Consider the following 16,607-nt stretch of genomic DNA (forward strand, 5'->3'; position numbering starts at 1 on the left):
GACTCGCATGCTTGGTGGCAAAAGGCGAGTGCCTACATGTCCTTTAGAATTAAGCGCATGTAGGTACTCGCTAAGCCCTTATACAGGTAGACAGATGCAAAACGCTGTCCCTTCTCCTGGCGCTGATTCTACCGTGAGCTGTCCCCCATGAGTTTCAACCACAATTTGGCGTGCGATCGCCAGCCCTAGTCCCGTTCCTTTGCCAACGCCCTTAGTCGTATACAAATGGTCAAAGATTCTCTCTTTAATTTCCTCAGGCATGCCTTTGCCGTTGTCGCAAATGCGAATCTCTACCATCTTCTGTTCTTTTTTCAGCCTGGTTATTACCGTGATCGTTTGCTGATTGCCGTTAACCCTAGCTGCTTCTAGTTCGTCAAAAGACGACTGCTGCGCCGCTTCGTCAAACACATCAATCGCATTGGCCAAAAGATTCATGAACACCTGATTGAGCTGTCCTGGGAAACAGTTAATAATTGGCGGCTCACCGTAATCTTGTACCACTTTGATTGCAGGCCGCTGTTCGTTTGGCTTCAGCCGGTACTTCAGAATTAAAAGCGTACTGTCGAGACCTTCTTGAAGGTTGGCGCTGACTTTGTATTCTGTATCAGCTCGCGAGAAGGTTCGCAGGCTAGTACTAATCGCTTTGATTCGATCATTAGCCGCTGACATCGCTTTCAACACCTTGGGAAAGTCGTCAGCAATGAAGTCGAGATCGATCTCTTCAGCGTCTTCTTGGATCAGTGTGTCTGGTTCAGGATAGGCCGACTGATACAGCTTCAGATGATTGAACACATCACTCAAATAGTCTTGAGCATTTCTGACGCTACCGTTCAAAAAGCCGATAGGGTTGTTGATTTCGTGAGCAACCCCGGCGACTAGGTTGCCCAAAGAGGCCATTTTCTCTGTCTGAACTGTTTGCAGCTGAGCGTCTTCTATCTGCTTGGCGTAAGACTGCGACTGCTGGTACAGTCGGGCATTTTCTAGAGAGATTGCAGCCTGGGCTGAGAGGAAGGTCAATGCCAAAGTTCGATCTCGGGTGAATACGCCCTTAGTCGATTGATTGTGCAAATACAACAGACCAATGAGCTGCCTTTGGTTGAGTAAGGGTAGACAAATCAGACTTTTAGGATGGGTTTCTCTGAGGTAGCGATCAATCACAGGGAGTTCGGTTTTAAGATCATCAATGACGACCGTTTCCTGCATATTTTTGACATAGTGCAGTAATTTGACCGGTAGCTGAGGATTGTTGTTTAGAGGCGATCGCGTCTGGTCAGTTTGACCCGGTGTCGCCGTAGCCTCCAAGTGCAAGGTGCCTTCATCATCAGCGAGCACTAGCGCACAGCGATCGCCCCCTGACTGCCTAAGAATAATTTGGGTGAGCTGACTGAGTAAGCCATCCAGTTCAATCGTTCGACTGAGCGCCTGAGAGGCTTGCAGGACGGCTGCAAAATCTAGGGCTTCGTTGAGATGGGTAGAAAATCGAGCTGTCTGGGTTGCGCTCTTGGTAGACCCTTTGGTAAAGGTAGTGGGCGCTATGATAGTTGCCATGGTATCGAGCGAATTGATGCTCGACTCTGGCGTCTGCAGAATGGGGCTAAGCAGCTCAGGATAGCGCTGCTCTAGATCGCTGATTTTGGCTTCTGCACTCCAGCGAGCATAGCAGTAGTAGGCTTCTTGTAAATAGCCAGCAGCGACCTTTGGCTTACCCCAGCGGCGATAGAAGTGCGCGGCACGCTCGTAGGCGATCGCCTGATCTTGAACGTACTCATGGGCCTTCGCGCCTGCGATCGCCTGATCATAAAAGTCTATTGCCGCTTGATGCTCACCTAGGGCCTGTAGTCGCTCCGCTTCAATTAGCTGGTGCTTGTGGTGATAGTTCATCGGCGCATGCGTTGCCCAGTTCGCAATCTTCTGCTGACTCTCTTCTGCTTTGGCCATGAGTGCCTGTCGCTTCGCGGCGGTCTCTTCTGAGCTGTCTGCCTGATCAAGCGAGTCTATATAGCTGGCAAGCTGACTGAGCGCATCGTAGAAATAGAACATCGGCACGACAATGTTGCCCGTTACGCCCTGAATGTATTGCTCAGCGCTCTGAGCTCGATCCACCGCCTGGGAGAAGTCTTCTAGCAGATAGCCCAGAATCATCTCGTTGTAATAAAGGTAGAAAATGGCAGTCGCATTATGGTCTTGCTCATGCTGTGGCAGCATGAGATTACGATCGTAAATGTCACCTAATAACAGCGTGGGCTGTTCACTATTGCCTAACAGGTTATTGATCGCTTGATGCAGCGCCTGAGTAAGATTAACTGCATTCTGTTGTTTGTTCTGTTGCAGTTGAACGGTGTAATGAGCGATTCTTTGATCGAGCTTCTTCAGATTGTTGCCGTTGGTGTAAGCGTGGTAGGCATAGATGTAACTTGCCAACGCGGCAAATTCAAAATTACCCGTTTCTAGACCGACGGCATAAGCCTCTTGTAGTCCAGGTAGCGTAGTTGCCACGTGCTCCTGATAGTGCAGCACGTCGGCATTGACCACAAATAGCGCCTCGGCTCTAACCGCGATCGCATCGAGCTTATCGACCAGCGCCAACGCTAGCTGCCCAAACTGGTAGCCAACTTCGATGTTGCCAAGCACACCGCACAAAATGAGTCCCCAAAACCCATAGCTGCTGGCTGATAAAGGCGCGTTACCGTACCTCATCGAGAGATTGACTTGCTCCATTACCGTTAGCGGCAGCAGCATGGGAGCCGCTTGATAGGCGCAGGGACCCACTCGAGCCAAAATGCTTAAGGCTCCTAGCTTGGCTGGATCGCTCATTAAAGGCAAATCGATCAGTTCGCTGGGATGCCGCCCTGCCAGCGTTTGGAAGGTGCGGTTGATAGCGGTATCAATGTCGTCAGGCACAGGACTAGCGGGCAGATGAACGCCTAGCTGTTCTAAAATTTCTAGACCGTAGGCGATTGCCTCTGACAGTTTGCCCTGGGCCATGTATGCCTGAATTTGCACTTCGTACACCTTGATCAAGTCAAGGGTGTCTTTGACGTTGCCTTGCACCGCCTTGATCAGGCGCGTCATCTCGTCGAATTCGGCGCTGAGATAGGCGGCTTCGGCGGCGTCTTCGTGGAGCGATCGCATCAAAACGTATTGTGCATCCCAAGCCTCAGCAGGCAGCAGCATAATGCCGGTTTGAAAGCAGGTCATGGCCGTACTATAGGCCGCTGATAGTTTTGCCTTGCGACCTGTTTTGAGATTAAGCTCAGCCAACTCTTCTTTTTGCTGAGCCGTGTTGAGCCGCGCCGTGCCCAAGTTGAGATGGTTTGTGATTTCAAAAAGGCGATCGCTTTGTTCAATATCAACCTGACTATTTTCTTGAACTTGGGCGAGTAAACGCTGTCCGATAGAGAGGTGTAGTTCTGTTCTTTTTTCTTCAGAAAGTAAAGAATAGGCTGCCTGTTGTACCCGGTCGTGTAAAAAGCGATAGCCTGCATCTGCAGCTTCGATCAAGCTATTTTCAATAGATCCCTTCTCAATCTGCTCAGCCTGATAAAACTTATAAACGTCAGTGGCAGAAAGAACAAACCCTTCTTGCAAGGCAGGCCATAGATCTGCTGCGGCTTCTGTATGGGTTTTGCCCAGTGCGATCGCCAGGGTAGACAAATCAAACTGAGCACCGATGCAGGACGCAAGCTTCAACACCGTTTGAGTTTGCTCAGGTAGCTTTTGTAGCTGAGAGGCCATCAAAGAGACTACGTCGTCGGTGAGTGCAAGCGATCGCACCTGTGTCATATCGCACTGCCAGCTACCCGCAGCATAGTCAAAGCTGATATAGCCTTCCTGGTGCAGTCTCTTCAAGAACTGAGTGGTGAAGAACGGATTACCCTGGGTCTGGGCATACACCCAGTTTGTAAGGGGCTGGGCAATCTCAGACGAACACTTAAGCGTATCGGCAACCATTCGGTTGATGTCGCGCTCATCTAGCGGAGCTAGCGTTAGCGTGTTAACGGTAACTTCTGCTTTTTCCAACTCATCGACCGTCAGCATAAATGGATGGCCCGCAGAGACTTCATTGTCTCGGTAAGCGCCTAAGAACAATATGTTTTTGGCATTGTTCATCAACAGCTCTAGCAGCTTCAGCGATGCACTGTCCGCCCACTGCAAATCATCTAGAAAAATAGTCAGTGGGTGAGTTGGGCTAGGAACCGCCTGAATAAACTGTTGAAAGAGCCGGTTAAAACGATTTTGCGCGGCACTCCCCGATAGGGAAATTACCTCGGGCTGTGGTCCCAAAATTCGCGCTAGCTCTGGCACCAGGTCAATCAATATCTGACCGTTTTCCCCAACGGCGGCCAACACCTTGCTACGCCACTGCGCGAGCTGCTCATCCGATTCAGAAAGCACCTGAGAAATCAGATTGCGAATTGCCTGAACAAACGCTAATAGTGGCTTGCTGCGGTTGAACTGATCAAACTTACCCTGAATAAAATAGCCCTGCTGTCGGGTGGTAGGCTTCAGCACTTCTTTGACGACTGCCGTTTTACCAATACCTGAAAAACCAGCGACTAGCATCACCTCAGCCTCGCCCTCAGCCACTCGATCGAACGATACCAGTAGGCTGGCTACTGCTGCTTCACGACCATACAGCGCTTCTGGAATGAGAAAGCGATCGCTCACGTCGCGATCGCCTAGCTCGAACACGCCCGTCTCGCCCGTCTCTTTTAGCGCGCGCAAACACTGGGTCAAATCATGCTTCAAACCCACGGCACTCTGATAGCGATCTTCCGCGTTTTTGGCCAACAGCTTTAAAACAATCTGAGACACCATCAGCGGAATCTCTGAGTTGACCTCATGAAGTGCTACAGGCACTTTTGCTATGTGGCAATGAATCAGCTCTAATGGATCAGCCGAATCAAAAGGAAGTTCTCCAGTCAGCAGCTCATACAGCGTTACGCCTAAGCCATAGAAATCAGTACGGTAGTCAATACCACGATTCATCCGACCTGTTTGCTCAGGTGCAAGATAAGCCAAACTCCCTTCGAGAACATTGGGATTTTGAATTTCTTGAGTCTCTTTTGGCAGCCGCGTTGCGATCGAAAAGTCGATGAGTTGGATTTGTCTGGAGCTGAGATTGATTAGGATATTGTCCGGTTTAATATCTTTATGAACAATCTGATGTTGGCTGAGCCCGCTCAATATGTCTGCCATTTGAAGTGCGATCGCGAGTGACTCAATGACACTCAGCCTTTTTTGAAGGGTTGGCTGCTCGGCGACATACTGCTGAAGAGACTGGCCGTCAAAGTCCTCCATCACCAGGGCATATCCATTTTGCCAGGGCTCTAACGACAATGGCTGAACAACGCCTGGCACGCTTAACCCCTGAGTAATCGCATACTGATTGCGAAAGTGAGTCAGCTCACTAAAGCTAGGGTATGCCTGCGAAAGCACCTTAATAATGACCGGACGCTGCGAGTCGTTATGCACAGCTCGATACACCGCTGTTCTAGCGCCTTTGTATAGCTGAGCGAGTAAGGTATACCCTATAACCTGCGGCAAGTCAGAAGGGTCAATACTTTTAGGGATAACCATTAGCCGGATGCAGGACTGCGTGGAGAACACCTATAGCGTTCCCATCCCACTACAGTGCGGCTTTACTCGGTTGGGACGCACCGTGGTTACAGTATTGGAGGCAGTTACAGTATTGGGGCATTTTCCTGCCTTTAACATGCAGAGCGAATCGTTTCTAGACTATTAGCACCAGTTGAACAGTCGCAGTGGTCAAGACTACGAGAAAGTTGTTTTACCTGCCGCCTGAATAGGCGCTGCTAGGAGGACATCTAAAAAAACAAAGACGGCCCGAGGCAGTACGGCATTTTCTAGGATGGCGACGCCGATGACTCTTTCTAATGGCTCTGGCAAAGACTTGACTCGCACGCCAGGTGGAATCGGTTCTGCCTCTAATCTGGCGAGGACGGCTGCGCCTAGACCTTTGGTGACCAAGCTCATTAGCGTCGAGTCTTCGCGAACGGCGTAATCGATTGGCAGATGATAACCGAACCGAGCCAGATGCTCTTCGACTAGCGTGTTGTTCTGCGTGGAGCGTTTGTTCGCGGCGCGAGAATAGCCAACTAGCTCTTCCCAGGTTAGTGGAACGTCAGCTTTGGCAGTAGTCTTTGGCAGTGGGGGTAGAAGGGCAATAAAGTCGTCGCGTAGGATCTCCCAAGATTGGAAGTCAGCGGCGGTCGGCAGTAGGACAAAGCCCAAGTCAGCCCTACCTTCTCTGATTGCTTGCTCAACTTCTGCGTAGCGATCGTATTCATCAATTTCAACAGTAAGGGCGGGGTGCGATCGCCGAAAGCGGGAAATGACCTCTGGCAGTATGTGCGTAGCAACCGTGCGAAAAGCGGCTACCCTTACCCGGCCTGTCTGCAACCCCTTGGCCTGCTGGGCGGTGTGACGAATGCCATCAAGCTGAGTCAAGATAGCTTTAGCCTGCTGACAGATTTGGCTGCCTATTGGCGTGAGAACTGCGCCAGTGCGGCCTCGAATCAAAAGCACGATGCCCAGATCTGTTTCTAGCGTGGCGATCGCATGGCTGATTGTAGACTGTGCCAGGTTTAAGTGCAGTGCTGCGGCGCTGAAACTACCGTGATCTGCAACGGCAATCAGTGCTGCGAGCTGTGAAATCTTGAGCTGTGCCGCGTTTGCCATGCGTTCTACTGCTAGAAAAGCTAGATACTCGCTTTTGTTAGATGCTCACCCTATCAGTAGAACCGAGTCTGATTAACTACGCCATCGCTTTTATCGATACGACCTATCATCTTTGCCTCTTGCTATAGAGAGAATAAACTCTCTACTCTAAACAAGTCTGGCTTAAAGTAGACGGATTGGAACAGTAGCGTAGAATCCTATGACTTAGCGATCTAGCGACCATGATTTAGCACCGATGACTCAGCCCAAAAACAATCTCGATCTTGCTGTTGTTCTGTTTATTTCTTTCTGTTTGCTCGTTGGCAGTGCGATCGCTAGCGTTTTCATTGCTTATGCCCTATCTATCTCACTCTTTCTCTTTGGGGTGGTGCTAAATCGTAGAGGGTTTGCGGTCATCGCCTTGTTGCAAATGGGAATGCGCGGCGCACGTCAGGCTTTCCCGGTGGTTCAAGTGCTGCTGCTAATCGGCATGGTAACGGCGGTATGGATGGCCGCAGGAACGGTGCCAGCACTGGTCTACTACGGGATAAAGCTAATCTCGGCTCAGTTTTTTATTCTGTGGACTTTTCTGCTGACGGGAGCGGTCTCTGTGCTAATTGGCACTTCGTTCGGTACGGTAGGTACGATCGGGATTGCGCTGATGGTAATCGCCAGAGGCAGCGATGTTGATGTTAATCCAGTGGCAGGCGCAATTATCGCGGGAGCATTTGTAGGAGATCGATGTTCGCCGATGTCTTCTAGCGCGTATCTGGTCGCCAGTGTGACCGGTACAGATCTATATCGAAATTTACGCAATATGATAGTGAGCGGTATGTGGCCGCTGCTACTATCGCTGGCGTTTTATACCGGGCTATCTTTGTTATATCCCGTGCAGCTTGTAGAAGCCTCGGCCACTACAGCGCTGCCAGAAGTGTTTGATCTATCTGCTGTGGTGCTGTCGCCTGCGATCGCGGTGCTATTGCTAGCAATGCTACGAGTCGATGTGAAATGGGCGATGGCGGTGAGTATTGGTTTGGGATGTGCGATCGCTCACGCCATACAGAACTATTCTTTTTCAGCTCTGATGCGGTTTCTTGTATTTGGCTATCAGCTAGACCAAGACACACCACTACAGTCTATTTTGCTAGGTGGTGGGCTGTTGCCAATGGCCAAAGCTATGCTGGTCGTTCTCCTTTCTACCGCGTTTGCTGGTATCTTTGCAGACAGTAAAGTCCTTAGCTTTTTAGATCGGTGGCTTAGCCGCGTTCGCAACCAGCGGCAACTAGGCCAGGCGACTATTTTAGTCAGCGTCGTTGCTAATCTGTTCGGCTGTACGCAAACGATTGCAATTCTACTCACTGAGCAGATTATGCGCCCTTACTATCAGCAGCAGTTTAATGGAAAGGGCCGAGAGCAGCTAGCTTTGTCTTTGGAAGATACGGCAGTTGTGATTGCGCCGCTCGTTCCTTGGAATATTGCTGGACTGATTCCAGCGACTGTATTAGCTGTGGGGCCAGGCTTCATTCCATACGCTTTATATTTGTTCTTGTTTCCAATGTTTATCCTTTTCCGTACGCACAAGGCCCGGACGATTCGACCTGCTCGTAAAGATCTCTCCCTTTAGGTACTGGCATAGTGCAAACTTGTCCCGTAGCGTTGGATCGATTGATAATGCTGGAGACAACCCGTAAACATATGAGCGCCCCACAGAGAGTATCAGATTCCTTTGCTCAAGCATTTTCCACAGCAGAGCAGCTAGGGGGTCTGGTATCTGCCGTAGGCACTCAGATATTCAATCAGGTCTCTAGATCTGCGATAGAAACGACTTCTTGGGTCAGTGAAGTTGCTACAGAATCGGCTCATTCGGCGCTAGAGCAGACGACTGAGAGCGTGGGTAGAACGTTAGAACCTATTGCTGAAAATTCGGCTGTTGACTATGTAGCGAAGGTTCCTGGGCTTAAATGGCTGACCAGTGCGCTGGGCCGAGTAGATAAGGAAAAAGCCATAGCAGAAGTTATAAAGCTAAAAGCAGAGCATCCGTACGAGTCGGATGAAGAGATTTCACATCGAATTATTGTCGATACAACGATTAAAGCAGGTGGCGTAGGTTTTGCGACAAATATTATTCCACCAGTGGCGCTGGGATTGTTCGCAGTTGATCTAGCTGCAGTCTCGGCCCTACAGTCAGAGATGCTGTACCGAGTAGCTGCTGCTTACGAGTTTGACGTCAGCGATCCGGCTAGAAAAGGTGAGGCATTGACGATCTTTGCGCTGTCTTTAGGCACCTCTAGCGCGCTGAAAACTGGGCTTAGCGTAGTAGAACTCATTCCGTTAGTCGGCGCAGCCGTGGGTGCAAGCAGCAACGCTGGGATTCTTTACAGCTTTGGGATAGCAGCATCTCAGTTTTATAAGCGAAAGCAAGAGAGACTAAAAGGAAGAGTAGTGATGAAGTCGGAATGATGAATGATGAGTTCAGATTGAGAGCACTGATTTGTTCATCTGACTTGTTTGTCTGACTTACTGCTATTCGCTACCTACAGCCTTACTCTCTGAACTTGCTAAGGATCGAAAATTTAATAAGATGCACATTTTCTGCCGCCCTCACCCCAACTCTCTCCCGAAGGAGAGGGAGCTTGAAGTCCTTCTCCCCCAGGGAGAAGGATTTAGGATGAGGGCCTGCGGTAAGACTTGAAATCAGACAGTTTATTAAATTCTCGTTCCTAAGGGCTAGCAGGGAAAAAGCTTGGCACTGTTCATTGTTGTTGCTAGCTTAGCTTCTCACCTCTAATAGAGAGATCTAACAGCTCCATTGGATGCTTTAGCATGACTTTTTGTCCTTGGTTTTCCAAAGACTGTTTGATCTGTAGAGAGCAGCCTGGATTGGATGATGCAATCAAAGTCGCCCCTGTTTTGACTAGGTTTGTCGCTTTCATCTGCCCTAACTCTTCAGCGATTTCGGGCTGGAGCATATTATAGACACCTGCACTGCCACAGCAAAGGGCCGCGTCCAACGGCTCTTTGAGGGCGAGCCCTGGAATCTGTTGTAATAGCTGTCTGGGTTGGCGACTGATTTTTTGACCGTGTAGCAGGTGGCAGGCATCCTGGTAGACCGTGACTAAGGGATCTGTTTGTAAGGGATGCAGCTCTGCGCTTAGTCCGACTTCTGCTAAAAATTCTTGAACATCACGGACCTTTGCGGCAAAGGCTTTAGCTTTATCTGCGTAAGCTGGATCGTCTGCCAGGATATGTCCGTATTCTTTGAGGGTATGACCGCATCCGGCAGCATTGATGATGATATATTCAACGCCTGTCCCCTCAAAGCTGTCAATCATTTGACGGGCTAGCGCTTGGGCCTGCGCGGTTTCCCCTTGGTGCTCGGGTAGTGCAGAACAGCAGCCCTGGCTTCTAGGCACAATAATTTCGCAGCCGTTCGCGCTCAAGACTCTAGCAGTCGCCTCATTGACGCCAGAGAAAAAGACCCTTTGAACACAGCCCAAAATCATACCGACTCGATATCGTTTGTCGGTAGTCGCTGGAATTTCTTCTGGTAGGTTGTCGGCAAAGCAGCTAGCGGTAACGGGTGGTAGCAGACTTTCCATAGCAGCGAGGTTAGGAGAGATCTGCTTTAGCAGGCCAGTTTTTTTGAGAAGTTTGGAGATGCCTAGCTTTTGGTAGAGAGCCAGGGGTGTCAGCAGCAGGCGGATGCGATCTGGATAGGGAAAAAGAGAGAAAATTAGCTGGCGAACGGCCTTTTGCTTAATCGGGCGAGGGTGATTTCGCTGGATTTGAGGGCGGACGCTAGAGATGAGCTTGTCGTACTGTACGCCGGAAGGGCAGGCAGTGGTGCAGGCGAGGCAGCCCAAGCAGGTATCGAAGTGCTGAACGGAGGCGGGGGAAAGTGGTGCTTCTCCTTTATTGATGGCATCCATTAGATAGATGCGACCACGGGGAGAGTCGTTTTCTTTGCCAATGACGCGATAGCTGGGGCAGGTGGGCAAACAGAATCCACAGTGGACACAGGCGTCGATCAGGTTTTGTGGTGGCGGCGCGCTACCGTCGAAGCTCGGTAAATCAATAGGCGATTCGTCGGGGGTGGCTTCGTTGGTAGCGAGGCTGGTGTCTAGCTTCAGCGGATTGTCTGTGGTTTGCATGTTTGCTGGCCTACGCAATTCGTTTAGGTTCCCTGCTTTTTAGCTTAGCGCGTTTACGGAATGCGATCGCCATCGCCTGTAGCACCCTAGACCAGGGACACAAAAAGCTGTAGACGCCACGCTGACAGAGAAAAGCCCGATTCATTGATGTCTAGCAATCGTCTTAGTCGTATGCATAAGAAAACGCTCTCAATGTGATAACAGGAACTGAATAATAACGATGACCCAAGATTCTCTAAAGGTAAGATCCAAAGGCCGAAGCTCGAACCATTTTTCTGTCTTAATTCGACTGCTGCGCGATCGCCGCACTTTCCTAGAAGAAGTCCGCAGCGAAACCAAACTAGAAAGCAAAATTGGCTCTTTACTGATTGCTAGCACCTTTTTCTTTGCCATTTACGGCGGTATTGTCGGCTCATACGGCGGCGGCTTACAGATTATCTCTTCAGCGATTAAGTTGCCTGCCCTCTATCTGTTGACGCTATTGATTTGTGTCCCAACACTCTACTTTTTCGATATCTTATTCGGCTCCAAGCTCAGCTTCAAACAGTACGTCACCATGTCGCTGACTTCGGTTTCTGTAATTAGCGTTCTACTTTTCAGCTTTGCACCTGTGGTTCTGTTCTTTTTGATCTCGGTGCAAGGCTACAGATTTTTCTTATTGCTGAACGTGCTGGTGATGACGATTACTGGCTGTGTAGGCGTGCGGCTGTTCTACAAAGGGATGGTAGATATGGCTGGGCCTGAAGGCTTCGATCAAAAAATGCGCCTAACTCTGCTCAAAGGTTGGGTGGTGCTGTATGGACTGGTAGGTTCTCAGCTTGGTTGGACGCTGCGACCTTTTGTCGGCTCTAGCGATCGCACCTTCCAGATTTTCAGACCCGAGGTTGAGGGCAACTTCTACTCCAACGTTTTTCGGGCGCTGAGGGTAATGCTGGGCCTTTAGTAGTCAGTCCGGTAAGTCAGTGAAGATATCGCCTCTACAAAATCCGGCAATGAATAATTTAGTTATGAAGAATCTGGACAATCTAAGAATTACCCAGCGAGAACAAGATGAGATTACCGGGCTTGATGTGGGCGATGCAAATATCGGCTGGGCCTACCGTCAGACGGCTTTTTTACCAGAGTATCGCCTAGCGTTGCTAAGTGAGCTAGCTCTGTTGCTAATCGTTGGGCTGATTTTCTGCCTGCCGTTGACCTTGATGGTAGCCCGCTCGATCAGTGGCGATGATGTGCGGGTGGTGTGGAGCGTCTTGCCCTTTGGCATGGGGGCTGCGATCGCGCTGACTATCGCCTGGACCTATTACCGCTGGCGTGAGGGCAGACGCCTTCTTACCCTTAGCCATCTGCTCGATGAAATTGACCGCTTCAATGAAGTGGTCTCAGCCGTTGAGATATTAGAAGAGCTGGTGGCGGCAAAAAATACCCGTCTCTCTTCTTCTGAAATGAGAGGAAAGCTAAGCCTAGAGAACAGGAAAGACGTTCTAGAAGCGCTTCATCTGACTAGAGAAAGTCTGGTGTGCGGCCTCATGACTGAGAAGGTGATGCGAAAACATCAACAGTTTATGGCGAGGCGTCAAGAAATGTTCTCCAACATCGAACGCAATCTAGCCACGCTACAGCTACTCCAAGTCAGTGACACAGCGAGCGACTACGGTCGACTGCTAAACGAAGCCATCCAAATCGGCACTATTGTCTATCAGGAGCTAAGCAGATAGAAAGACTATCAACATGCATAGTATCGACGGATGCACAACGCTGGGTAGATTGCCGTACCACCAAAGATACAGCGCAGCCTTGAACCATAGGATATGTCTCTGTTGCAGCTCGCTCTCATCGTATCCTAACGTTCTAACACCCTATCGCTCCATGCTTTTAATCGATAAGTCATCTAGCTAGGCTAATTCAGTCGCGTTCATTACTCAACAATGAGTAGAGCCAGTCGTGAGTATCTCTTGCATAAGGAAAATTAGGAAATTCTTTTATTAAGTCGTCCAAATCTCGAATGGCTTCTTGTATATCCTCTTGGTGTACTGCGTTCTCAACGCTGTTTTGATAAACTTCCTTTGACTTGTCTAAGTCTCCAGAAACTAAGCAATAAAGTGCTAGATTGAAAGACCTTTGACGACGCGCGCTACTTTTTTGGCAAGGCTTTTGGGCTATCTTAATGGCTTTACTAAGGCTAGTTTCAAAATGAACAGATTGATCTAGGCTCAGATAAGTTAGAGCGATATCGTAATAGACCCAATCATACTCATCATCGATCTCGATAGCCTTGTTCAAGTCCTCTAGAGCTTCTTCATAACGACCGAGCTGTCGATAGGTTTCTCCACGACTTGCAATAGCAAAGGCATACTCACTATCGATCTCGATAGCCTTGTTCAAGTCCTCTAGAGCTTCTTCATAACGACCGAGCTGTCGGTAAGTTCTCCCACGATTTACGATAGCCAAGGCATGACTATCATTAATCTCGATGACTTTGCTATAGTCAGCTAGTGCTTCTTCGTAACGACCAAGCTGTCGATAAGTCTTACAGTAGCAAAAACATAATCATTATCAATATCAATAGCTCTGCTTAGATCTACTAATGCTTCTTCATAGCGCCCGAGCTGCCAATAAGTTGCTCCACGATTTGCAATAGCGAAAGCATCATCACTATTAATCTCGATGGCTTTACTAAAGTCCACTAGTGCTTCTTCATACCGAGTGAGCGACTGATACGTCTCTCCACGGGAAACAATGGCAAAGGCATCATTACTATTAATCTCGATGGCCTTGTTGAAGTCGGCTAATGCCTCTTCATAGCGCCCGAGCAGCCGATAAGTTTCCCCACGACCTACAGTAGCAAAGACGCAATCATTATCAATATCAATAACTCTGTTTAGATCTACTAATGCTTCTTCGTATCGACTGAGCAGCCAATAAGTTTCTCCTCGATACGCAATAGCAAAAGTATAATCACTATTAATCTCGATGGCCATATTGAGGTCAACTAATGCTTCTTCGTATCGCCTAAGCCGCCGATAAGTTTCTCCTCGATACGCAATGGCGCGCTCGTTTCGAGGATTCAAAGCTATAGCCTGCGTAAATTTTTCCAACGCTTCTTTATATAGTTTCTTAGAAGCTGCACTGCGACCCAACTGAAGGAGTGCATTGGATGATAAGTGATGAGAAGACTTGCTCAGATCACTACCTAGCTCTAACAAAAGTAACGCTCTCTCAGCGGGCCATAAGAAAAAACTATTAACCATCCATTGGTTATACCAGGTTGTCAGTCGAGTACGGAAGGCACGAATGCGATTTGGTACTAGGCTATCCGGTACTCTATTGACTGAGCTGATGAAGGTTTGAGAGAAACTCTTAAGCGCATTTAAGAATGAGGATCGACGCCATAGTGTAGAAAGTCTTCTTGTGAAAGCTGATATTCCTAGATTTGCGAAGGTGCGATTTATCCAAGCGCTGATTCTAACTGCCCACTCAATTGGACTCGTTAATGTCATCATTATCCGAGACCAAAATCCAGGTCGATAGGTTTCGGCAAACCTTTGTAATTCAGCTCTGGCCTGATCAACCTCGATACAAAGTGGCAGCAGCAGAGGTTCAGGAATTGTGTAAAGACCTCCAGCGGCAACAATATCAAACTGTTCCCATCGTTTCGCCGCCTTATCTAACAGCATACTTGTTTGATTTCTCTGCCGCTTACCTAAAAGCTGCGCTGCATAGCGACGAATGCTGCTGGAGCGAGGAGTTACCCCCGCCGAGGAAAAGGTAACAATGCTACGCAGCAGGGGCTCAGACCCTATCTCTGTATTAAAGATATATCTCCGCTGTTCGGCCCAGGCTTCGATATCACTACGATTCAGCAGCTTTTTGATAGCCTCCGGCTGTAAGGAACTGGCTCGATTAATCTGCTGTAGCGCAAACACGATGCTATATGGTCTGCCGTCAGTTTCTTTCGCAAAGACATCCATAGCTTTTTGAGAAACGGAAACGTCAAAGATATCTTCGGACGCGGCAACGAGCTCTCTGCGCTGGGTCAATGTCAGATCGGGGATTCTGATAAGACGAAAATCTTGTTGATCTAACCATTGGTGACATGACTTTGTAAGACGTTCCCTTTGAATAGTGACCAAAAAGTAGGTGTCAGGTCTGCATTGACGGATCGTTTGAATGCATTGGGAAAGGCGACCTAGCCTTTCTGATTCTGGACGCAGTCCTAACTCATCTACAAAGAACAAACAGCGCTGACGCTCGTCTAGCTCTGCAGCAATTGACTGCGATAGCAATTCTTGATCTATTAGATCCAACGCTGCTGTTGGTTCATAGACCGCTGAGATAGTGCCCTCTTCTAGGGCTACTCGAATCAGCTCTGCGGCTTCGCGAGTTTTTCCAGATTTCATCCAACCAGCAATTGCTACCTGCCCATATTCTCGTAATACATTAGCTGATGCTGCCTGACGATCAACCCAGGGAATTTGACCACTGCGTCCTAATCTACTAATGAGGGTTTCGTAGTTTGTTTGTCGGATAGGTTTACTAGTATCAAGCGATGGGATGAAGTAAGGATGCTTCCGTTCAAACCATGACTGCACAGGGAATAGAGCAAAAATGGTCGCAATCGTTGCAGAGAGTGCTCCTAGACTCGTAGCTACCGTAAAGACATGCTGAAGCCATCTTGGTCTCAACCATAGAGGAAGTAGCTCAGGGTAGTGCGAGTAAACCAGCCAAAAAACAACACCCGCTACAGCGAGCAGCATTGAAATCGTAATTATCCACCGAGAGGCAGGCCGTTTGGATTTAGAAGGCATCACTCAGCATTGACTAGAACACATCTGGTAAACTTACATGATATTCTGGCAGACTTTTCTATCTTCGCCTTGTCTGCTTGGACTGGAGGAAGAAGTGATGAGAGTATTAAGATTCGCCAACCACTACTGACAGCTAACCGATGAAGTGTAACAAGCTATAATCGTTCTACCTCTAACCCAGCTTAAAGGTCTGCAGATATGACTTCACTATCTCAAAATCGAGTAGCCATTGTCCGCACGGAAAGGGGATTAACAATTGCTGGCACACGAATCACGCTCTATGACGTGATGGACTACGTGTCGACTCAATACCCTAAGGCATTTATTCGCTCTCTGCTCAATCTAACAGAGAATCAAGTCAATTTTGCTCTGGCTTATATCGAAGCAAACCGTTCTGAGATTGAAGCTGAATATCAACTTGTTCTCAAACAAGCTGAGAAAAATCAGAAGTACTGGGAAGAACGCAACCGTGAGCATTTCGATCGCTCTTTAGCACTGCCTTCTAGACCTGGTCGAGAACACCTTAGGAAAAAGCTGCAAGAACAAAAGGTCAAGCATGAAGTGGAGGTATGATCTTTCTGGTTGATCACAATCTAGGAGGACATGCAGAAATCTTGTTAGGTAGTATTGCTAGCCGAGGCTGGTTAGAACTGCTTCCGATTCAGTTCGTAACTTTCAAGGAAATCAACCTTCCCATTAACAGCGGTGACCGAGTTGTTTGGAGAACGGCTCAATCGAACAAAATGATTCTACTTACGGCTAATCGAAGTATGAAAGAGGAGGGTTCTTTAGAGCAAGTTCTACGCGAAGAAAATCAGGCTGATTCACTTCCTGTGGTTACGATTGGTAATCCTAACCGTTTTTTAGAAGATAGAACTTATCGAGATTGTTGTGTTGATCGTATTCTTGAAATCTTGGTCGATATAGAAGATTTTATAGGGGTCGGTCGCCTTTTTATTCCGTGACTCAA

11 protein-coding genes are annotated in these 16,607 nt (G+C 48.6%); 6 read left to right on the top strand and 5 right to left on the bottom strand.

What is annotated here, in order from left to right; translation table 11 throughout:
• Positions 1-78 precede the first annotated feature (78 nt).
• Together IQ256_RS00195 and IQ256_RS00200 are read right to left on the bottom strand one after the other, a co-directional pair.
• Positions 79-5,580, bottom strand: coding sequence for an ATP-binding sensor histidine kinase (locus tag IQ256_RS00195; protein WP_193853129.1), 5,502 nt, complete (start codon positions 5,578-5,580; stop codon positions 79-81).
• Between the two features lie 195 nt (positions 5,581-5,775).
• Positions 5,776-6,702: a LysR family transcriptional regulator gene (locus tag IQ256_RS00200; protein WP_193853130.1), complete on the bottom strand. Its 927-nt coding sequence runs from the start codon at positions 6,700-6,702 to the stop codon at positions 5,776-5,778.
• 235 nt (positions 6,703-6,937) lie between these two features.
• Here IQ256_RS00200 and IQ256_RS00205 point away from each other — a divergent pair, with 235 nt between their 5' ends.
• Positions 6,938-8,305 carry a Na+/H+ antiporter NhaC family protein gene (locus tag IQ256_RS00205; RefSeq protein ID WP_193853131.1) on the top strand — a complete coding sequence of 456 codons (1,368 nt, stop codon included), beginning with the start codon at positions 6,938-6,940 and terminating at the stop codon, positions 8,303-8,305.
• A 71-nt stretch (positions 8,306-8,376) separates the two neighbouring features.
• Positions 8,377-9,141, top strand: coding sequence for a hypothetical protein (locus IQ256_RS00210; RefSeq protein WP_193853132.1), 765 nt, complete (start codon positions 8,377-8,379; stop codon positions 9,139-9,141).
• A gap of 305 nt (positions 9,142-9,446) precedes the next feature.
• Here the strand turns inward: IQ256_RS00210 and IQ256_RS00215 are convergent, their stop codons facing one another.
• Positions 9,447-10,832, bottom strand: a complete 1,386-nt coding sequence (locus tag IQ256_RS00215; protein WP_193853133.1) for a (Fe-S)-binding protein — start codon at positions 10,830-10,832, stop codon at positions 9,447-9,449.
• A 220-nt stretch (positions 10,833-11,052) separates the two neighbouring features.
• Between IQ256_RS00215 and IQ256_RS00220 the strand changes: the two genes are divergently transcribed.
• Together IQ256_RS00220 and IQ256_RS00225 are read left to right on the top strand one after the other, a co-directional pair.
• On the top strand, positions 11,053-11,775 hold the full coding sequence (locus IQ256_RS00220; RefSeq protein WP_193853134.1) for an actin-binding WH2 domain-containing protein: 723 nt from the start codon (positions 11,053-11,055) through the stop codon (positions 11,773-11,775).
• A gap of 49 nt (positions 11,776-11,824) precedes the next feature.
• Positions 11,825-12,547, top strand: a complete 723-nt coding sequence (locus tag IQ256_RS00225; protein WP_228024426.1) for a hypothetical protein — start codon at positions 11,825-11,827, stop codon at positions 12,545-12,547.
• 187 nt (positions 12,548-12,734) lie between these two features.
• Here the strand turns inward: IQ256_RS00225 and IQ256_RS29980 are convergent, their stop codons facing one another.
• Positions 12,735-13,304, bottom strand: a complete 570-nt coding sequence (locus IQ256_RS29980) for a tetratricopeptide repeat protein (protein WP_370623320.1) — start codon at positions 13,302-13,304, stop codon at positions 12,735-12,737.
• A 17-nt stretch (positions 13,305-13,321) separates the two neighbouring features.
• Positions 13,322-15,637, bottom strand: a complete 2,316-nt coding sequence (locus IQ256_RS29985) for a tetratricopeptide repeat protein (protein ID WP_193853135.1) — start codon at positions 15,635-15,637, stop codon at positions 13,322-13,324.
• Positions 15,638-15,835: 198 nt separating this feature from the next.
• Between IQ256_RS29985 and IQ256_RS00240 the strand changes: the two genes are divergently transcribed.
• Together IQ256_RS00240 and IQ256_RS00245 are read left to right on the top strand one after the other, a co-directional pair.
• Positions 15,836-16,210, top strand: a complete 375-nt coding sequence (locus IQ256_RS00240) for a DUF433 domain-containing protein (RefSeq protein WP_193853136.1) — start codon at positions 15,836-15,838, stop codon at positions 16,208-16,210.
• Complete coding sequence (locus IQ256_RS00245) at positions 16,207-16,602, top strand: ACP S-malonyltransferase (RefSeq protein ID WP_193853137.1); 396 nt, start codon at positions 16,207-16,209, stop codon at positions 16,600-16,602. The genes IQ256_RS00240 and IQ256_RS00245 overlap by 4 nt, the downstream gene beginning before the upstream one ends.
• Positions 16,603-16,607: the final 5 nt, after the last annotated feature.

The sequence above is a fragment of the cf. Phormidesmis sp. LEGE 11477 genome (assembly GCF_015207105.1).
Lineage (GTDB): Bacteria > Cyanobacteriota > Cyanobacteriia > Phormidesmidales > Phormidesmidaceae > Phormidesmis.